At 66.2% G+C, this 13,988-nt stretch carries 15 protein-coding genes; 6 read left to right on the top strand and 9 right to left on the bottom strand.

All coding sequences use genetic code 11. The annotated features are described in order from the left end of the window. Positions 1-78 precede the first annotated feature (78 nt). From rseP to rpsB, 8 genes are all read right to left on the bottom strand, one after another. Positions 79-1,449, bottom strand: a complete 1,371-nt coding sequence (gene rseP, locus PX653_RS05240; protein ID WP_277416857.1) for an RIP metalloprotease RseP — start codon at positions 1,447-1,449, stop codon at positions 79-81. A 19-nt stretch (positions 1,450-1,468) separates the two neighbouring features. Then, positions 1,469-2,674 carry a 1-deoxy-D-xylulose-5-phosphate reductoisomerase gene (gene ispC / locus PX653_RS05235; RefSeq protein WP_277416856.1) on the bottom strand — a complete coding sequence of 402 codons (1,206 nt, stop codon included), beginning with the start codon at positions 2,672-2,674 and terminating at the stop codon, positions 1,469-1,471. Positions 2,675-2,760: 86 nt separating this feature from the next. After that, entirely contained in the window at positions 2,761-3,594 is an 834-nt protein-coding gene (locus PX653_RS05230; protein WP_277416855.1) for a phosphatidate cytidylyltransferase, read from the bottom strand. Positions 3,595-3,606: 12 nt separating this feature from the next. After that, a complete protein-coding gene (gene uppS, locus PX653_RS05225; RefSeq protein WP_277416854.1) occupies positions 3,607-4,356 on the bottom strand; it encodes a polyprenyl diphosphate synthase in 750 nt (249 codons plus the stop codon). A 110-nt stretch (positions 4,357-4,466) separates the two neighbouring features. Next, positions 4,467-5,027, bottom strand: coding sequence for a ribosome recycling factor (frr, locus tag PX653_RS05220; RefSeq protein WP_277416853.1), 561 nt, complete (start codon positions 5,025-5,027; stop codon positions 4,467-4,469). A gap of 28 nt (positions 5,028-5,055) precedes the next feature. Continuing rightward, a complete protein-coding gene (gene pyrH, locus PX653_RS05215) occupies positions 5,056-5,772 on the bottom strand; it encodes a UMP kinase (RefSeq protein WP_277416852.1) in 717 nt (238 codons plus the stop codon). Positions 5,773-6,062: 290 nt separating this feature from the next. Continuing rightward, complete coding sequence (gene tsf / locus PX653_RS05210) at positions 6,063-6,977, bottom strand: translation elongation factor Ts (protein ID WP_277416851.1); 915 nt, start codon at positions 6,975-6,977, stop codon at positions 6,063-6,065. A gap of 160 nt (positions 6,978-7,137) precedes the next feature. Then, positions 7,138-7,890, bottom strand: a complete 753-nt coding sequence (gene rpsB / locus PX653_RS05205) for a 30S ribosomal protein S2 (protein ID WP_277416850.1) — start codon at positions 7,888-7,890, stop codon at positions 7,138-7,140. 449 nt (positions 7,891-8,339) lie between these two features. Here rpsB and PX653_RS05200 point away from each other — a divergent pair, with 449 nt between their 5' ends. Further along, positions 8,340-8,996 (top strand): PEP-CTERM sorting domain-containing protein, encoded by a 657-nt coding sequence (locus PX653_RS05200; RefSeq protein WP_277416849.1) that lies wholly within the window; start codon positions 8,340-8,342, stop codon positions 8,994-8,996. Between the two features lie 58 nt (positions 8,997-9,054). Here PX653_RS05200 and PX653_RS05195 read toward each other — a convergent pair whose 3' ends face one another. Further along, entirely contained in the window at positions 9,055-9,756 is a 702-nt protein-coding gene (locus tag PX653_RS05195) for a DNA-binding protein (RefSeq protein ID WP_277416848.1), read from the bottom strand. A gap of 201 nt (positions 9,757-9,957) precedes the next feature. Between PX653_RS05195 and PX653_RS05190 the strand changes: the two genes are divergently transcribed. From PX653_RS05190 to map, 5 genes are all read left to right on the top strand, one after another. Next, positions 9,958-10,281 (top strand): hypothetical protein, encoded by a 324-nt coding sequence (locus tag PX653_RS05190; RefSeq protein ID WP_277416847.1) that lies wholly within the window; start codon positions 9,958-9,960, stop codon positions 10,279-10,281. A gap of 109 nt (positions 10,282-10,390) precedes the next feature. Continuing rightward, positions 10,391-10,801, top strand: a complete 411-nt coding sequence (locus tag PX653_RS05185; RefSeq protein ID WP_277416846.1) for a ribbon-helix-helix domain-containing protein — start codon at positions 10,391-10,393, stop codon at positions 10,799-10,801. Positions 10,802-10,832: 31 nt separating this feature from the next. Beyond that, positions 10,833-12,161 carry an extracellular catalytic domain type 1 short-chain-length polyhydroxyalkanoate depolymerase gene (locus PX653_RS05180; RefSeq protein WP_277416845.1) on the top strand — a complete coding sequence of 443 codons (1,329 nt, stop codon included), beginning with the start codon at positions 10,833-10,835 and terminating at the stop codon, positions 12,159-12,161. A 93-nt stretch (positions 12,162-12,254) separates the two neighbouring features. After that, a complete protein-coding gene (locus PX653_RS05175) occupies positions 12,255-13,004 on the top strand; it encodes an MHFG family PEP-CTERM protein (protein ID WP_277416844.1) in 750 nt (249 codons plus the stop codon). 162 nt (positions 13,005-13,166) lie between these two features. Further along, positions 13,167-13,985, top strand: coding sequence for a type I methionyl aminopeptidase (map, locus tag PX653_RS05170; RefSeq protein ID WP_277416843.1), 819 nt, complete (start codon positions 13,167-13,169; stop codon positions 13,983-13,985). Positions 13,986-13,988: the final 3 nt, after the last annotated feature.

Here is a 13,988-nt window from a genome sequence, read left to right as displayed (position 1 = left end):
GCCGTTTCGCGATGGGCGCCACGTGCGCACATTCCGAACCAGCTTCCCGAACACGAGACTGCACGCGTGGCGGGCGGATCACATCAACCGCGCGACGTCGTTGAACACAGCGAGCGCCATCAAGGTCACCAACAACCCCACGCCCAGACGCTGTGCAATCTCCCCAAAACGCTCCGGCACCGGGCGCCCAGTCAAAACTTCCAGCGAATAATACAGCAAATGGCCACCATCCAGAACGGGAATCGGTAGCAAATTCATTACGCCAAGGCTGATGCTGACCACTGCCAGGAATGACAGGTAGCTGGCCAGGCCGATGCGCGAACTCTGGCCCGCGTAGTCGGCGATCGTGATCGGACCGGTCACGTTCTTCCACGAGACATCGCCTGTCAGCATCCGGCCGATCATGCGTACCGTCAGCACCGAGGAGTCCCACACGCGCCGCACCGCCTTGCTGGTGGCGCGCACGGGACCATCGGCCACGACGATCATATCCGGGCGGCCCACCAGCTCCACCTTGATCTTACCGACTGTTACAGAACCTTTACGGGGATCGTCCGCACGCGCGGCCTCCGGCACGATCGTCAACTGCATCGGCTGGCCGGCGCGCCGCACATCGAGCACGATGGCGCGGCCCGGCGCCGCGCGCACCGCCTGAGTGAAGGCGCCCACGTCCACGACGGGCGCGCCATCCATGCCGACCACCGCGTCGCCCGTACGCAAGCCGGCGCGGGCACCGGCACCGCTCGGATCGACCTTGCCCAGCACCGGCGGCGGCAGCGCGATGGCGAAGCCCAGCGCAGCCGGTACGTCGCCATCGAGATCGAGCGTCGCCAGCGACTTGGCCGGCAGCGTGAAGGTAAAGCTGCCGCGCGCGGGCCGGCGTACCTCGATGCGGGCGTCCGCGCCTTCCTGCGCATCGACAGCGGCGCGCACGAGCTGCCAGCGCAGCTCCGACCAGCCGGTCACGCGCACGCCGTTGACGGCGTCGACGACGTCATCGCGTTTCAATCCGGCCAGCTGCGCCGGCGTGCCTTGCGCTGGCTGCGCCAGGCGGGCGGCCGGCTCCTCGATGCCATGCATGTACAGGCCGGCGAACAGCACGATCGCCAGCAGGAAGTTGGCCAGCGGCCCGGCGGCGACGATGGCGATGCGTTTGTACACGCTCTGGCGCGTGAACTCGCGGCGCAGGTCCGCTTCCGGCAGGTGCTTCAGGTCCTGCTCGCGCGCGTCCAGCATCTTCACGTAGCCGCCCAGCGGCAGCGCGGAGATGGCCCATTCGGTCTGGTCCGGCCCGAACCGGCGCGACCAGACGATGCGGCCCATGCCCACGGAGAAGCGCAGCACCTTGACGCCGCACCAGCGCGCCACGAGGTAGTGACCCAGCTCGTGGAACACGATCAGCGTGCCCAGCGCGATGACGAAGGCGACCAGCGTCTGCAGCAGGTTCATGGAGCCCTCCCGGCCGGACCTATGCGCCGGCCGCCGTCAACAGCGGCCGGTCGAGGGTGGCGATGACGCGCAGCGCAGCTTCGCGCGCCAGCGCATCCTGCGCCATCACCGCCTCGATCGACAAGGCCGCGCCGTGCGGCAGCTCGTCCATCACGGCGGCGATGACGCGGTCGATCTGGCGAAAGCCGATGCGCTCGTCCAGGAAGGCCTGCACCGCCACCTCGTTGGCGGCGTTCAGCAGCGCCGGCGCGGTGCCGCCTGCGCGCAACGCGTCGTACGCCAATGCCAGGCAGGGGAAGCGGCCGAAGTCGGGCTTCTCGAACTGCAGCGTGCCGACCTGCGTCAAATCCAGCTGCGCGACGCCCGAGGCGATGCGCTCCGGGTAGGCCAGCGCGTGCGCGATCGGCGTGCGCATGTCCGGATTGCCCAGCTCCGCCAGCACGGAGCCGTCGTTGTACGACACCATCGAGTGGATCACGGACTGCGGATGGATGACGACCTCGATGCGCTCGGCGCTTGCACCGAACAGCCAGTGCGCCTCGATCACCTCGAGGCCCTTGTTCATCATCGTGGCGGAATCGACGGAGATCTTGCGGCCCATGACCCATTTCGGGTGCTTGCAGGCTTCGTCCGGGGTGACGCTGTCGAGCGACTCGACGGCGCGCTTGAGGAACGGGCCGCCGGACGCCGTCAGCAGGATCTTGGTGACGCCGGCCGCATCGGGCACACGGCGGTACGTCGTCGGCAGGCATTGGAAGATCGCATTGTGTTCGCTGTCGATGGGCAGCAGCGTGGCACCGCTTTCCTGCACCGCGTCCATGAACAGCTGGCCCGACATCACGAGCGCTTCCTTGTTGGCCAGCATGACCTTCTTGCCCGCGCGGGCGGCGGCCAGCGTGGGCGCCAGGCCGGCGGCGCCGACGATGGCAGCCATCACGCCATCGACTTCCGGCGCGGACGCGATGGCGCACAGCGCGGCCTCGCCCCACTCCACCTGCGTGTCCAGGTTCATCGCACGCAGCAGCGCGGCCAGCTGGTCGGCCGCGGCGGCGCTGCCGACGACGGCGCGGGCCGGGCGGAACTGCGCGCACTGCGCGGCCAGTTCCTGCACGCGGCCATGCGCGGACAGGGCATGGACGGTATAACGGTCGGGATGGCGGGCGATGACGTCCAGCGTGGAGACGCCGATCGAACCGGTGGCGCCAAGAATGGTGATACGTTGCATGTTGTTTCCTCTGCAGGGGGCGGCGGCACCGCGGCCCCCGTTGCGCCGGCGGGCAGGCCTGCCGGCGTGGTATTCACTGCCAGACTTTACTGCCAGCCGCCCATCAGCGCCACCAGGGGCAGCACCGGCACCAGCGCGTCGATGCGATCGAGCACGCCGCCGTGGCCGGGCAGCAGGTTGCTGCTGTCCTTGAAGCCGGCGCGGCGCTTCAGTTGGGACTCGAACAGGTCGCCCACGACCGAGGCGATCACGAGCACCGTCAGCGCCAGCAGCGCCAGGCCCCATCCCATGCGCGCCTGCAGGTGCACGGGAACCGTGTCCTGCAGCAGCGGCACCGCAGGCGCCGCCAGCACGGTGGCACTGGCCAGCACGAGCACCGCGATCCAGCCGCCGACGGCGCCTTCCCACGACTTGCCCGGCGAAATGGACGGCGCCAGCTTGCGCTTGCCGAACTTCTTGCCGGCGAAGTAGGCGCCGATGTCGGCCATCCACACGATGGCCATGGCCGACAGCAGGTAGACGGGCGAACGGCCGAACAGCACCAGGATCGCCACGAAGCACGCCACCACCGTCACGGCGTACACCATGGCCAGCAGCGTGTTGCCGAAGCCCTGCGGCCCCGGCAGCCCCAGCTTCAGGGACGGGAAAAAGCGCAGCAGCCAGATGGCGCTGGCCAGGCCGAACCAGAAGCGCGCCTGCGCCAGGCCGTCGTGGAAGAAGAAGGTGTAGGCAAATGCCGCCGTCCAGCACAGCGCCACGACGACGGCGCCGCGCAAGGTGAACAGGCGGAAGGCTTCCCACACGGCGGCGCCGAACGTCAGCGCCACCAGTGCCTGCACGGCGGGCGCGGAGCCGGAGAACAGCACGGCCAGCACGACGACCAGCAGCACGACAGCAGTAATGATCCGGGTCTTCAGCATGATCGGAATCGCTTATTTGGCCTTGGCCAGTTGTTCACCGGTGCGGCCGAAGCGGCGCTCGCGGTGCTGATAGGACGCGATGGCCTCGTCCAGCTTCTCGCTGGTGAAATCGGGCCAGTACGTGTCGGTGAAATACAGCTCGGTATAGGCGAGCTGCCACAACAGGAAATTCGAGATGCGCTCCTCGCCGCCGGTCCGGATGAACAGGTCGGGCTCGGGGGCATACGCCATCGCCAGGTGCGGCGCCAGCTGCTCTTCGGAAAAGTCGGTCGCGCCCGGATGGGCCGCCACCATCTTGCCGACGGCCTGCATGATATCCCAGCGCCCGCCATAGTTGGCGCACACGGTGACGGTCAGGCGGGTATTGTTGGCGGTCTTGCGCTCGGCCGCGGCGATCATCTCGCGCAGCTTGGCATCGAAGCGGGACAGGTCGCCCACGACCTTCAGGCGGATGTTATTGGCGTGCATCTTCGCCACTTCGCGCTCCAGCGCGGTGACGAACAGGCGCATCAGCAGCGACACTTCTTCTTCCGGCCGGCGCCAGTTCTCCGAACTGAAGGCAAACACGGTCAGGTACTCGATACCGCGCTGCACGCAGGCCTCGACCACGGTACGCACCGCCTCGACACCCTTGACGTGACCCGCGACCCGGGGCAGGAAGCGCTTGGTGGCCCAGCGTCCGTTGCCGTCCATGATGATCGCCAGGTGGCGCGGCACATCCGGCACTTCCGGTACCGCAGTCGTCGAACTCGAATATTTCATGTAAACGCTTCAACCAAAAGCTGACTTTATAACAAAAAAACCGGGGACAGTCCCCTGTTTTCGGAAAATATTTCCCAGAAAACAGCGAACCGTCCCCGGCATCGCGGTCGTCAGACCGTCAGGACTTCCTTTTCCTTCTCGGCCACGATCTTGTCGATGTCGACGATGGCCTTGTCGGTCAGCTTCTGCACGTCGTCCGAGGCGCGGCGCTCTTCGTCTTCCGAAATCGCCTTGTCCTTGGTCAGCTTCTTCAGCTGCTCGTTGGCGTCGCGACGGATGTTGCGCACGGCGATCTTCGCGTCTTCCGCCTCGCTCTTGCACAGCTTGACCATTTCCTTGCGGCGCTCTTCCGTCAGCGCCGGCGTCGGCACGCGGATCTGCTCGCCCTGCGACGAGGGATTCAGGCCCAGGTCGGCTTCGCGGATCGCCTTCTCGATGGCGGCGGCCATCTTCTTCTCGAACGGCTGGACGCCAATGGTGCGGGCATCGACCAGGGTCAGGCTGGCGACCTGGTTGATCGGGGTCGGATTGCCGTAGTACTCGACCATCACATGGTCCAGGATGCCCGTGTGTGCGCGGCCCGTGCGGACCTTGGCCAGGTCGGCCTTCAGCGTTTCCAGCGACTTCGCCATCTTGTCCTGGGCATTTTTCTTGATGTCGGCTGTAGACATGTGTTCTCTCCTGTTTCTTTGAAACTTGTTAAACGTGGACCAGGGTGCCTTCTTCCTCACCCATGATAACGCGCATCATAGCGCCGGGCTTGGTGATCGAGAACACCTTGATGGGCAGCTTCTGGTCGCGGCACAGCGCAAAAGCGGTGGCGTCCATGACCTGCAGCTGCTTGGCGATCGCCTCGTCGAAGCTGATGGTGTGGTACAGCGTGGCTTCCGGGTCCTTCTTCGGGTCGGCGCTGTAGACGCCATCGACCTTGGTGGCTTTCAGCACGATCTCGGCCGACACTTCCGAGCCGCGCAGCGCGGCGGCGGTATCGGTCGTGAAGAACGGGTTGCCGGTGCCGGCCGCGAAGATGACGACCTTGCCTTCTTCCAGGTACTGCAGCGCCTTCGGGCGCACGTACGGCTCGACGACCTGCTCGATGCCGATCGCCGACATCACGCGCGCGGTGACGCCCACGTGACGCATCGCGTCGGCCAGGGCCAGCGCGTTCATGACGGTGGCCAGCATGCCCATGTAGTCGGCGGTCGCACGATCCATGCCCTGGGCGCCTGGCGCCACACCACGGAAGATGTTGCCGCCGCCAATGACGACCGCCAGTTCCACACCCAGTTTCGCGACCTCGGCCACGTCGGCCACCATGCGCTCGATCGTGCCACGGTTGATGCCGTAGGCGTCGTCGCCCATCAGGGCTTCGCCGGACAATTTGAGGAGGACGCGCTTGTAGGCTGGTTTTGACATGAGCTGGGGCTCCTTTAAAAATTGATTCGATGGCCGCCGTGGCGCCCGCCTGGGCAGCCACGCCGGCCGATAACTCTCCGGCGGCAATAATAGCGGAACGCCGCACCCCGCCGGGGGGATTTCAGCCGCGCCGCCCTCGTGGGGCCGCGGCCGAGGTACATCCAGGACGGCAGATGTCGGGGGGGTCTGTCCCTGCGGGACTGACCCCGGTTTTCACCGCAGACTCGCCAACGCGATGCCTTGCCAACACCCACCTTAAAAAAACGGGCCTCGCGGCCCGTTTTCTGAAATTACGCTCCCTTGGAAGCAGCCATCTGGGCTGCTACTTCGGCGGCGAAATCGTCTACTTTCTTCTCGATGCCTTCGCCCACCACGTACATGGTGAAGCCCTTGACGGTCGCGTTGGCGGCCTTCAGCATCTGCTCGACGGATTGCTTGTCGTTCTTGACGAATGCCTGGTTCAGCAGCGATACCTCTTTCAGGTACTTCTGCACGGAACCTTCCAGGCGCTTGGCGACGATGTCGGCGGACTGGGCCGGCTTGCCTTCGGCAGCGGCCTTGGCAGCATCTTCGTCGGCCTTGGCCTGGGCAACCGAGCGCTCTTTCTCGATCATTTCAGCAGGAACCTGGTCGGACGACAGGGCCACCGGCTTCATTGCCGCGATGTGCATGGCCACGTCCTTGCCCACTTGCTCGTCGGCGCCTTCGAAGTCGACGATCACGCCGATACGGGTGCCGTGCAGGTACGAAGCCAGCTTGCCGGTCGTTTCGAAACGCTGGAAGCGACGGATCGACATGTTCTCGCCGATCTTGCCGACCAGGGCGGAGCGCACTTCGTCCAGCGTCTGGCCCGACTCGGTCGGCAGCGCCAGCAGGGCAGCCACGTCGGCCGGGTTCTTTTCGGCGGCCAGGCGGGCTGCCGTGTTGGCCAGCGCCAGGAAGTCGTCGTTCTTGGCGACGAAGTCGGTTTCGGAGTTCACTTCCACCAGGGCGCCTACATTGCCCGAGATGAATGCCGCGACGACGCCTTCGGCGGTCACGCGCGCCGATGCCTTGGCAGCCTTGCCGCCCAGCTTAACGCGCAGAATCTCTTCCGCCTTGTCCATGTCGCCGGCCGCTTCGGTCAGGGCCTTCTTGCATTCCATCATCGGGGCGTCGGTCTTGGCGCGCAGTTCGCCAACCATTGCTGCAGTAATCGCTGCCATGTTTTTCTCCTGTTATTCGGTGGGTATTCGGTGAAATCGCCAGGGCGGCACCTTGCGGCGGCCTGCTCATCCGGCATTTCGTTAAAAAAAAGGGGAGCTTGAAGAGCCACCCCTTTTCAAAGCTGTCACCCGCCCTGTTCGCACAAGGCGGTGCCAAACATTACGCTTGCTCGTTCACTTCCACGAATTCGTCGCCGGATGCCGTCTTGATCTGTTCCAGGACGTCAGCGGAGGCGTTTGCGCGGCCTTCCAGGATCGCATCTGCCACGCCGCGGGCGTACAGGGTGATCGCTTTGGAGGAGTCGTCGTTACCAGGGATGATGTAATCCACGCCGGCTGGCGAGTGGTTGGTGTCGACCACGCCGATGACCGGGATACCCAGCTTCTGCGCTTCGGTGATCGCGCCCTTGTGGTAGCCGACGTCGACTACGAAGATCGCGTCAGGCACACCGCCCATATCCTTGATACCGCCGATGGACTTTTGCAGCTTTTCCAGTTCGCGACGGAACAGCAGTGCATCCTTCTTGGTCAGCTTCTCGACGGAACCGTCTTCGATGGTAGCTTCCATGTCCTTCAGGCGCTTGATCGAGGTCTTGATGGTCTTGAAGTTGGTCAGCATGCCGCCCAGCCAGCGCTGGTCGACATAAGGAACACCCGCGCGCTGGGCTTCAGCGGCGATGATGTCGCGCGCCTGGCGCTTGGTGCCCACCATCAGGATCGTGCCACGGTTCGCGGCCAGTTGGCGGACGGTCTTCATCGCCTCCTGGTACATCGCCATGGTTTTTTCCAGGTTGATGATGTGAATCTTGTTGCGGTGGCCGAAGATGAACGGTGCCATCTTTGGGTTCCAGAAACGGGTTTGGTGACCGAAATGGACGCCGGCTTCCAGCATTTCACGCATCGTTACAGACATATTTACTCCAGGGTTGGGTCTGGAATCCAATCAGTCACCCTTGCGGGCACCCTTGCAGAGAGGATTCGAGTTTATAAAAAGTGTGGATTTTACAACATTACCCGACGTGGGGTCGGGCAACCCGAGATTATAGCCGCTTCCGGACTGGCGAACAAGCCTCGCCACCGAGGCGTCCGGATGCGGGCGGCGCGGGCCGCACCAGCGCACGCTTTGCGGGACGCGGGCGACCGGGAGCAAACCCGCAGACGAGACGGCTGCGCTACGCAAAAACGTGCCACCGCCCCGGCGCGGCCGTGTAACTAAACGTTGCCAATGGAAACTGTCATTCGGAAATTATTAACTTGGCATGTCAGTGTGATATTGTCGAATTGCCCTCGACGGTGCAGTGGACTGACTCGGGGCACCGGTCAGCCGCGCACCGTCAGGTCGATCGTCAATATGGAGACTCAATGTACAAATCACTATCCCTTGCCGTGTTGCTCTGCGTCAGCTCGGCCCAGGTCGCTCAAGCGAAAACGTATGCCATCACCAGCAAGACCTCCGGCGTCGTCTACGACTCCGCGATGGGCTCGCATTTCGGCGGTGCCAGGTTCGTCGACGGCACCCCCTACTCGCTCGAGGTCACCGCCATCGTCGACGATCGCCGGATGGAGCAGACCGATTGGGCGCAATTCACGTTCTCCGACGTCCGGATGAACGCGGTGTTCTCCTATGACGGGACGGCTTTCCGGTTCGACGGTACGCGCACGGTGGAACTGCTGTTCGCACCGGACCGCAGGGGACCGACCCTGGTCAGCTTCGCCGCCGCGGCGACTGCCCAGGCCGATACCCTGTGGTTCACGCATAACTTCAGCGTGGCCCCGGAGGATTATCCCGGCATCACGGCGCTCGATCCAGTGGACCTCGACCTGACCGCGCTGGCGCAGGACCCGCAGGCCGTGATCACGCTGCTGGCCGACGGCAACCCCACGGGACGGATCTACGGCCAGGCGCGCACGCTGCACTATGCCGTCACGCCGGTGCCGGAGCCGGCCACCATCGCGTTGCTTGCGGGCGGCCTGGCCGTCCTGGGCGGCGCGGCCGCGCGACGCAAGCGCACCGCCTGAGCATCCCGCGCCACCGGCCGCCCTGCCACGGGCGCGGCCGGGCGGCACGCACTGCCCTCTACTGCTGTCGTCGCCCGCGCAGCGCGTCCATCTCGGCCCGCAGCGTAGCCCGCTCGGCCTTGACGGCGTCGAGCTGCTGACGCAGCTGCTTGATTTCCGATGCAAATTCGTCGCGCGCCGTCACCGCGCCGACGAGTTCCATCTCGGCCGCCAGGCGGGCGTCCGAATCGGCCGCGGAGGCGGTCACGTTGCGCTCCAGTTGCTGGCGCAGGTCGTTGATCTGGCGCTCCTTGCCGTCGATGGCCAGTTGGTCCTTGGCCTTGCTGACGAGCGCCTCCGTGGCCACGCGGCGGGCGTCGCGCAGCTCGACCGTCAACTGCTCGATCTGTTCGGCCTGTTCGGCATTGACGGCCTGTGCCTGGTTGCGCTCGAACTCGATCTCGTCGCCCGAACGCAGCAGCTCCTCGATGTCGCCGCGGGCCCGCTCCAGCGCTTCGCGCGCGCCCGCACCCGCCTCCTCGGCGTGACGGCGCGCCCAGTCCGTCAACGCCGTCGCCAGCTCGGGCGGGATCGTGGCGGACGGTGGCGCCGGCATCGGCTGCTCGGCCTCGCGCCAGGCCGCCAGGTGGCGCAGGATCGCGGCGGCCGAGCCGCTGCCGACCATTTCGCGCACGGCGTCGATCGTAACGGGGCTGCCTTCCTCGCGCAGGCGGGCTGCGGCTTCGGCAACTTCTTCGTAGGTAGGTATGGCGTCTGGCATTGCTCGTTCCTCTTGTTGCGACCGGTGGTCAGGTTATTGTTCTCGCTTATCCGCCGCGCTACTGTACCGCGCCGCGGGCATGCGCGGCGCCGCCGAACCGGACGGCGCCACCGCAGGCGTTAGCTTATCCTGACAAGCGAGCGCCAATCGATACCTTACCTTCCTGCACATCCTACCCCGATCCCTAGCCAAGGAGCCACCATGCAATCGATGCAACTGGAAAAACTGGAACAGGGCCTGCGCGAAGTGCTGCGGCTACTGGAACGCGACGAGCGCGGCGCCGCGGGCCTGGGCGTCGACCACCCGGCCGTGACAGCCGCCCATGCCTGCGAGCTGATGCTGCCGGAACCGCTGACGGCCGCGACACTGGCACACGCCGCGCGCCACAAGATCGACAACGTCCAGGTGCTGCTGGCGCGCGCGCGTGAGCACGAGAAGCTGCCGCCGGCGGCGCAGCTGGCGGCCGACGAGGGCTACCTGCTGGACGAGAACGACCTTGCCGCGCCCAAGGGCAGCGAAAGCTGAACGACAGCCGTCGCGCTGGGGCCGGAAAAACAGCCCTTGAAATCTCCGATCGCGGTAACATATACCATCCAACGGGATGGTGCCCGGATGGAGGAATGACAGGACAAGCATGCCGAACGACATCAAGACCCGGGCCATCGACTCGGAAAAAATCACGATCAACCTGTTTCCGGTGGACCTGGGACAGATCGACCTGCTGGTACAGCAGGGTTTCTATGCGAACCGCACGGACCTGATCCGCACCGCGATTCGCAACCAGTTGCAGCTGCATGCGGACGTGGTGCGCCAGACCGTCATGCGCGACAAGCTCGTGCTCGGGGTGCAGCATTATTCGCGCGCCGACCTGGAGGCCGTACAGGCCGCCGGCGAGACGCTCAATATCCGGGTGGTTGGCCTGGCGACGATCGGTCCGGATGTCCCGCCCGAACTCGCCGCCGCCACCATCCATTCCATTGCCGTGCTGGGCGCCTTACACGCCAGCCCGGCCGTCAAGGCCGCCCTGAAGGGGCGGATCGGCTGACTCGCCGGCACGCCGGCACGAAAGGCAAGACATGAAATTCGATTCCCAACTGATGGCACGCCTGCAGGCTGCCACGCAACAACTGCTGAAGGACGGCCCGGCCGCCTCCACGACCGCGCTGCGCCACGCCATGGGCGGTAGCGCCGCGGGCGAAGCGCCTGCCGGCACCGCCCCGCTCTCCTCCGGGGCGCGCACGTTCAAGGACCTGAACGCGGCCCCGGACTACGCCCACGGGGCCCCGGCCGGAGACGGCGACGCCGGCGCGGCGCCGGCCCAGGACCTGGCCGGGTTCCTCGCCGGGCTGGGTGTGCGCCTGCCCGAGGGCGTCACCATGCCGGCGGGCCCTGCCGGGGCCTTCGGCAAAGCCGGCGCGTTTGCGCTGCCCGAAGGATTCAAGCTGCCCGACGGTTTCGAACTGCCCGAAGGCCTGTCGATGCCCAGCTCACCAGTCATGCGCAAACGCACTCCACCCCCTCCCGTTCCTGCCGGCGCCACGTTCGCCGACGCCAGCTTCAGCAACCACGCCGGCACCCGCGGCTACAAGCTGTACGTCCCCAGCACCTATACGGGCCAGCCGGTGCCGCTGCTGGTCATGCTGCACGGCTGCACGCAGGACCCGGACGACTTCGCGGCCGGCACGCGCATGAACCAGGTCGCCGAGGAGACGGGCTGCCTCGTGCTGTATCCGGCGCAATCGCAGCAAGCCAACCAGTCGCGCTGCTGGAACTGGTTCGCGCCGGGCGACCAGCAGCACGGGCGCGGCGAGCCGGCCATCATCGCCGGCATGACGCAGGAGGTGATGCGGCGCTACGCCGTGGACCCGCGCCGGGTCGCCATCGCCGGCTTGTCGGCGGGCGGTGCGATGGCCGTCATCGTCGGCACACTGTATCCGGAACTGTTCCGCGCCGTGGGCGTCCACTCCGGCCTGCCCTACGGCGCCGCGCAGGACCTGCCGGCGGCATTGCAGGCCATGAAGGCGGGCCGCAAGGCGCACCACGGCCGCAAGGCGACATCGCCGCCGCTGATCGTGTTCCATGGCGACAAGGACCGCACGGTACACGCCGTCAACGGCGAGCAGGTACTGGCCGACGCGCTGGCGCCGCACGGCAGCGGCAAGCCGGCCGTCACCCAGGCGAAAGCGGCGGGCGGACGCCGCTACACCCGCTCCGTGCACACGGCGGCGGATGGACGTGTCGTCGCCGAGCACTGGGTCCTGCACGGCGGCGGCCACGCCTGGGCGGGCGGCAGCGCCAGCGGCAGCTACACGGATCCCAAGGGCCCGGACGCCAGCCGCGAGCTCCTGCGTTTCCTCATGGAATCAACCGGCGACGCCACTGTGGACTTGCAACCACAGCATTAAAAAACTTTCCATTAATATTTGCGAAATACCAACCAGCAATTTTAATTCTGGAATTAAAATATGAACTAGTGCAAATTTTGCAGGACTCGCATCATGCCTCTCATCGCCGCCGCCCTGGCCGCCACGCTGTCTGTCAGCGCCACCTGTTCCTGGAACCGGCCCGGTGTCGATCCCTACCGGGGCGATACCGCCACGGCACTGGCCCACTATCCGGACATCCCGGCCGCGCAGCGCAAGGTCTTGCTGGACAAGATCACCGCTGGCACGCCGGACGACCGCGTGGCGATCCGGCGTGACGCCATCGTCGGCGACGGCCGCTACGACCCGGCCATCCGCGACATGCACTTCGGCAAGGCACGCATGTGCGGCACCGTCGACCGCAGTCGCTGGACGGAAGCACGCAGCGAGCCTGGGGCCGTCTATTGTGCCGACCAGCATTGCATCCTCGTGCCCAGGATCTGTGGCAACGTCAGCCGCATCACGCGCCGTGCCAAGGCGGCGCCGCAACAGCCGGACCAGCCCGTGGCCGTGGCGGAACCTGTTCCGATCGAGCCATGGCAGCCCGGGCGCCACCCGCTCGACTGGCTGACGGGAACGGAGCTGGGCCTGTCCGACGGTCCCGGCGATGAAGGCGGCGACAGCGACGGCGCGGACGAAGGGGACGGCGCAGGCGAGCCGCGCCTGCTGGCCGAGGGCGGCAACCCGGCACTGTGGGGCTGGGACGAGGACCAGCCGGTCCAGGCCGTGCCGGAAGCCTCCACGTGGGCCATGCTGCTGGCCGGTGCCGGCGTCGTGGCCGGCTGGAGCCGGCGCACGGCGCGCAAGGCGGCCGCGCGAACCTGAGCGCCCCCGCGGCGCGCGTTGCATTTCCGCCCTACAGCACTGATATTGCCTTCGATCAACGTCGACCGGCCCGGCCGGATGGGTGTGCCTCGTTTATAATCTCGACTTGCGCGCTCCTCATTGCACCCTTGCCGCGCCCTTACCGAACACGATCCGAACAATATGGCCATTTCCATCAAGACCCCCGCAGACATCGAAGGCATGCGCCTTGCCGGCCGCCTGGGTTCCGAAGTCCTCGACTACATCACGCCGTTCGTCAAGCCAGGCGTCACCACGGGCGAGCTCGATCGCCTGTGCCACGAGTACATGACGAACGTGCAGGGCACCGTGCCGGCGCCGCTGAACTACGCGCCGCCCGGCTACACCCCCTACCCGAAGGCGATCTGCACCTCCGTCAACGACGTCATCTGCCACGGCATTCCCGGCGACAAGGTGCTGAAGAACGGCGACGTGGTCAACCTGGACATCACGATCATCACCAAGGATGGCTACCACGGCGACAACAGCCGCATGTTCTACATTGGCGAGCCGTCGATCCTGGCCAAGCGCCTGACGGAGGTGACGTACGAATGCATGTGGCTGGGCATCGCCCAGGTGCGCCCTGGCGGCCACTTCGGCGACATCGGCCACGCCATCCAGGTGCACGCCGAGAAGGCCGGCTACAGCGTCGTGCGCGAATTCTGCGGCCACGGCATCGGCAAGGGCTTCCACGAGGAGCCGCAGGTGCTCCACTACGGCAAGCCCGGCACGGGCGAGGAACTGAAACCGGGCATGATCTTCACGATCGAGCCGATGATCAACGCGGGCCGCCGCGACATCCGCGAGATGAACGACGGCTGGACGATCAAGACGAAGGACCGCAGCCTGTCGGCGCAGTGGGAGCACATGGTGCTGGTGACGGAAACGGGCTACGAAGTGCTGACGCTGTCGGCCGGCTCGCCGCCGCCGCCGGCCTTCATCACCGCCGCCAAGGCCGCCTGACCG

The sequence above is a fragment of the Pseudoduganella chitinolytica genome, from assembly GCF_029028125.1.
Taxonomy (GTDB): Bacteria; Pseudomonadota; Gammaproteobacteria; order Burkholderiales; family Burkholderiaceae_D; genus Rugamonas; species Rugamonas chitinolytica.
Note: the sequence above shows the minus strand (reverse complement) of the source record. Positions and strands in the feature narration are given on the sequence as shown.